This is a genomic window from Nocardiopsis sp. TNDT3, assembly GCF_003427465.1.
In the GTDB taxonomy this organism is placed as follows: domain Bacteria; phylum Actinomycetota; class Actinomycetes; order Streptosporangiales; family Streptosporangiaceae; genus Nocardiopsis; species Nocardiopsis dassonvillei.
In genome coordinates this window covers 1-5,219 of the sequence record NZ_QPFC01000861.1, presented here as the reverse complement: position 1 = coordinate 5,219, position 5,219 = coordinate 1, and the positions used below count along the sequence as shown (strand labels likewise).

The 5,219-nt window shown below is 71.7% G+C and carries 3 protein-coding genes; all 3 read left to right on the top strand.

Annotated features, from left to right (window positions below):
• Positions 1-72: 72 nt before the first annotated feature.
• The 3 genes from DQW06_RS20690 (at position 73) to DQW06_RS20680 (ending at position 5,185) form a co-directional block, all read left to right on the top strand.
• Positions 73-1,464, top strand: a complete 1,392-nt coding sequence (locus tag DQW06_RS20690) for an NAD(P)/FAD-dependent oxidoreductase (RefSeq protein ID WP_071621836.1) — start codon at positions 73-75, stop codon at positions 1,462-1,464.
• A gap of 263 nt (positions 1,465-1,727) precedes the next feature.
• Positions 1,728-2,483 carry a CDP-alcohol phosphatidyltransferase family protein gene (locus tag DQW06_RS20685; RefSeq protein WP_013152506.1) on the top strand — a complete coding sequence of 252 codons (756 nt, stop codon included), beginning with the start codon at positions 1,728-1,730 and terminating at the stop codon, positions 2,481-2,483.
• A gap of 200 nt (positions 2,484-2,683) precedes the next feature.
• A complete protein-coding gene (locus DQW06_RS20680) occupies positions 2,684-5,185 on the top strand; it encodes a mannose-1-phosphate guanyltransferase (RefSeq protein ID WP_013152507.1) in 2,502 nt (833 codons plus the stop codon).
• Positions 5,186-5,219: the final 34 nt, after the last annotated feature.

Below are 5,219 nucleotides of genomic sequence, written 5' to 3'. Positions count from 1 at the left end.
CGTCCCCGGACACGCGGTCCGGGGACGACGCGTGCGCACCGCTGTCGCGCGCCCACACGGAGGGGGAGGTACATGACTGAGCCGGGGGACGTCAGCGAGGAGACCACCGAGGACGGGGGCGAGGAGAGGGAGCAGGAGACGGTGTCCCCGCCGCGCGGGCGCGAGGCCGGACCCGGGCGCGGGCACACCATCGTGGTGGGCGCGGGCGTCGCCGGGCTGGCCGCCGCCGACCGGCTCGCCGAGGAGGGTGAGCGCGTCACCGTCGTGGAGGCCCGCGACCGCCTGGGCGGGCGCGTCCACTCCCTGCGCGAGTGGGACGGCACGTCGGCCACCCTGGACGTGGGCGCCTCCTGGATACGCGGCGAGGAGAACAACCCCTTCGCGCGCCTGGTCCGCGAGATCGGCGTCCGCACGACCGTGTTCAACCGCTCCACCGAGACCGCCTACGACCCCAAGGGCCGCAGGCTGCTCTTCGACCGCCACCGCCGCAACATGGAGGACGTCAACCTCCTGCACGAGCACATGTACTGGGACAACGTCGGGGCCACACCGCAGGAGTCGATGGAGGAGGGCATCAAGCAGGCCCTCTACGACGCCAACCTGGTGCGGGCCAGGGCCCGCGACGCCAACGAGATCGTGCACCGCCTCGTGGAGGGCGACCACGGCGCCGACGCCGACGAGGTCGCCTTCACCGCGGTGGCGGCCCTGCACGAGTTCAGTGGTGACGACGTCGTCTTCCCGGACGGCATGGCCCAGGTCACCGACCACCTGGCCCGGGGGCTGGACGTGCGCCTGGAGCACGTGGTGCGGTCGGTCTTCCACGACGGGGACGGCGCGGGCGTCCGCGTGGACACGCCCGAGGGGGAGGAGACCCTGACCGCCGACCGGGTCCTGGTGACACTGCCCCTGGGCGTGCTCAAGGCAGGAGGGGTCGACTTCGACCCGGCGCTGCCCGAGGACAAGACCGGAGCCGTCCGACGCCTGGGCAGCGGCCGCCTGGAGAAGCTGTTCCTGCGCTTCGAGGAGGTCTTCTGGGGCGACGCCGAGGTCCTGGTGCACCTGGGGACCGAGGAGGGAACCTGGTTCCACTGGTACGCGGGACAGCGGGTCATGGGGGCGCCGATCCTGGTCTGCCGCAACGGCGGCAACGCGGCCCGGTTCCTGGAGGCGAAGGACGAGGCCGACGTGGTCGGGCACGCGCTGGACTCGCTGCGCGGCCTGTTCCGCAAGGTGCCCGAACCCGTCGGCCACCATCTCACCCACTGGATGGACGACCCGTTCGCCCGGGGCAGCTTCTCCTTCACCGCCGTGGGGTCGGGGGACGAGGACAGGGTGGCGTTGGGCGAGCCGGTCGGCGAACGGCTGTTCTTCGGGGGAGAGGCGACCGAGACCGAGCACACGGCCACCGTGCACGGCGCCCTGCTCTCGGGCCGCAGGGAGGCCGAGCGCATCCTGGAGCTGTGAGCCCGCCACCGCGCGACCCGGGTGGACCGGTGGGGCCGGGACCGGAGCAGCGGACCGGGAACCCCGCCGGGCCGCCCCGCGTTGGACGGTGGTGAGGGGCCGCGTCCGGGAAGGCCGCAAAGCGTACACGGTACGATCGGGGTGCGGCCGTCCTCCGACCAGGGCCGGTGGACCCACGATGGCGGGAAACGACCCTCCCGCCCGTTATCGTTGGCGCCATGGGGCGATCCGCGCAAGAAGGCAGACACACGGCGGGGGGCGATGTGGTCAGCCCGGCGGTCAGTGACCGCGTCTGGACGGTTCCCAACCTACTGAGCATGCTCCGGCTGTTGGGCGTGCCCCTGTTCCTGTGGCTCGTGCTGGTGCCCCAAGCCGACTGGTGGGCCCTGCTCGTGCTGGCCCTGGCGGGCCTGAGCGACTGGCTCGACGGCAAGATCGCCCGCGCCTGGAACCAGACCTCGCGCCTGGGAACCGTGCTCGACCCCCTCGCGGACCGGCTCTACATCTTCGCGGCCCTGCTCGGCCTGGTCATCCGCGGCATCGTGCCCTGGTGGCTCATGGGCATCCTCGTGCTGCGCGACGTCCTCATCCTGGGCGCCCTGCCGCTCCTGCGCCACTTCGGCTACGGACCCCTGCCGGTCAACTTCGCGGGCAAGGCCGCCACGCTGTGCCTGCTGTACTCGTTCCCGCTGCTGTTCCTCGCTGGTTACGCCACGATCGCCGCAGATGTGGCGAGGATTATAGGTTGGGCCTTCGCGCTCTGGGGAACTGCTCTGTACTGGTGGGCCGGACTGCTCTACGCCGTACAGGGACTGCGCCTGATGGCCCAGACCCGCCGCGACGAAGGCGCTGATCGCACCGGCGGCCCCAGGGCCGTGGGCGACAGCGACCCCGTGCGCGGTCACGCCCAGGACCGACCCGGTCCAGCCGCACCGGCGACCGCTGACGGCGATCCCGGCGCGGCCGCCGAGGGCGCGGACCGACCGATCCGCCCGGACCAGGGACGGACCGGCCCCTGATCCGCACGCGGACCGGCTCACCACGAGTCCTGTCGGATCGAGAGGGAGTGTCGTCTCCGCATGAGAACATGTCCCGCCGCCCGCAACGGCGTGCGCTCCGAACACCATCCCCCCGCGGCGCGCACCGGCGGCCCAGCGGTACGGAGGTACCGGCGATGAGCCAGGCCGCAGACACCACCCCGGAGGCCACCGTGCCTCCGATGAAGGCCGTCGTGATGGCGGGCGGCGAGGGAACCCGCCTGCGCCCCATGACGGCCAACCAGCCCAAACCGCTTCTGCCGGTGGTCAACAAACCCATCATGGAGCACGTGCTGCGCCTGCTGCGCAAGCACGGCTTCACCGAGACCGTGGTCACCGTGCAGTTCCTGGCGACCCTCATCCGCAACTACTTCGGCGACGGCGAGGAGCTGGGCATGAAGCTCAGCTACGTCGCCGAGGAGGTGCCGCTCGGCACGGCGGGCAGCGTCAAGAACGCCGAGGAGCACCTGCGCGGCGAGCCCTTCATCGTCATCTCCGGTGACGCCCTCACCGACATCGACCTGACCGACATGGTCCGCTTCCACCGCGAGAGCGGCGCCAAGGTCACCATCGGCCTCAAGCGGGTGGAGAACCCGCTGGAGTTCGGCATCATCATCGTCGACGAGCAGGGGCGCGTCCAGCGCTTCCTGGAGAAGCCCACCTGGGGCCAGGTCTTCTCCGACACCGTCAACACCGGCATCTACATCATGGAGCCGGAGGTCCTCGAACGCGTCGCCGAGGGCGAGGTCGTCGACTGGTCCGGCGACGTCTTCCCCCAGCTGCTGGAGGAGGGCGAGCCCCTCTACGGCTACATCGCCGACGGCTACTGGGAGGACGTGGGCACCCACGAGAGCTACCTCAGCGCCCAGGCCGACGTGCTCTCGGGCAAGGTGGACGTGGACATCGACGGCTTCGAGGTCTCCCCGGGGGTGTGGGTCGGCGAGGGCGCCGAGGTCCACCCCGAGGCCGTCCTCAAGGGCCCGCTCTACATCGGCGACTACGCCAAGGTCGAGGCGGGCGCCGAGCTGCGCGAGTTCACCGTGGTCGGCAGCAACACCGTCGTGCGCTCGGAGGCCTTCGCCCACCGCACGGTCCTGCACGACAACGTGTTCATCGGCCGCGGCGCCAACCTGCGCGGCGCCGTCATCGGCAAGAACACCGACGTCATGGCGGCCGCCCGGATCGAGGAGGGCGCGGTCGTGGGCGAGGACTGCGTCGTCGAGTCCGAGGCCTACCTGCACAACGACGTCAAGGTCTACCCGTTCAAGACCATCGAGGCCGGTGCGGTGGTCAGCACCAACGTCATCTGGGAGTCGCGCGGGCAGCGCTCGCTGTTCGGCCCCCGGGGCGTGTCCGGCCTGATCAACGTCGAGATCACCCCGGAACTGGCGGTGCGCCTGGCCAACGCCTACGCCACCACCCTGAAGAAGGGCGCGATCGTCACCACCTCGCGTGACGTCTCGCGCGCCGCCCGTACGCTCAAGCGCGCGATCATCAGCGCGCTCACCGCGGCCGCCATCGAGGTGCGCGACCTGGAGGTGGTGCCGCTGCCCGTGGCCCGCTTCCACACCTCCCAGAGCGGCGTCAGCGGCGGCATCACGGTGCGCACCACCCCGGGGGACCCCGAGTCGGTCGACATCCTTTTCCTGGACGGCGACGGCGCCGACCTGTCGCCCGGCGCCCAGCGCAAGCTCGACCGGGTCTTCTCCCGCGCCGAGTACCGCCGGGCCTTCCCCGGCGAGATCGGCGAGCTGACCTTCCCGTCGCGCAACGTGGAGAGCTACTCCCACGAGCTGCTGCGCAAGGTGGACACCTCCGGCGTCGCCGAGGCCGAACTCAAGGTCGTGGTGGACTGCGCCGGGGGCAGCGGCTCGCTCATCCTGCCCTCCCTGCTGGGCCGGATCGGCGTGGACGTGCTCACCGTCAACAACCGGCTGGACGAGTCCTCGCCCACCGACACCGTCGCCAAGCAGAACCGCGACCTGGGGCGGCTGGGCGAGCTGGTCTCGGGATCGGGAGCCGACTTCGGCGTGCGCTTCGACCCCGTGGCCGAACGGCTGTCCATCGTGGACGAGAACGGAGCCCTGGTGCACAGCGACCGGGCCCTGCTGGTCGTCCTGGAGCTGGTCTGCGCCGAGTACGGGACCGGGACGGTGGCCCTGCCCGTCACCACCACCCGCGTCGCCGAGACCGTGGCCGCCTCGCACGGGGTCAAGGTCCACTGGACGGCCACGGCCACCGACGAGCTGACCAAGGCGGTCCAGGCCCAGGACGACGTCATCTTCGCGGGCGACGGCCGCGGCGGGTTCATCGTGCCGCGGTTCAGCCCCACCACCGACGCCATCGCCGCCTTCGTGCGGCTGCTGGCGCTGGTGGCCAGGACCCGCCGATCGCTGAGCCAGATCGACCGCACGATCCCCCAGGCGCACCTGCTGCGCCGTTCGGTGCCCACCCCGTGGGCGGTCAAGGGGAGCGTGATGCGCGCCGTCGTGGAGGCGGCTGGCGGCCGCGAACTCGACACCACCGACGGCGTCCGGGTGATCGAGCCGGACGGGAGCTGGGCCCTGGTCCTCCCCGACACCGCGGAGGCCGTCACCCATCTTTGGGCCGAAGGTCCCAACTCCGACACCGCACACCGTCTGCTGGACGAGTGGGCGGCCGTCGTGGAACGGGCCGAGGGCTGAGGCGGGCCGCGCGGGCGCGGACGGGTCGCCCGTC

What these genes read in the sequence shown, in the direction of transcription:
- DQW06_RS20690 (WP_071621836.1), top strand. Translation starts at nt 73, where the DNA reads ATGACTGAGCCGGGGGACGTCAGCGAGGAGACCACCGAGGACGGGGGC.
- DQW06_RS20680 (WP_013152507.1), top strand. Translation starts at nt 2,684, where the DNA reads ATGAAGGCCGTCGTGATGGCGGGCGGCGAGGGAACCCGCCTGCGCCCC.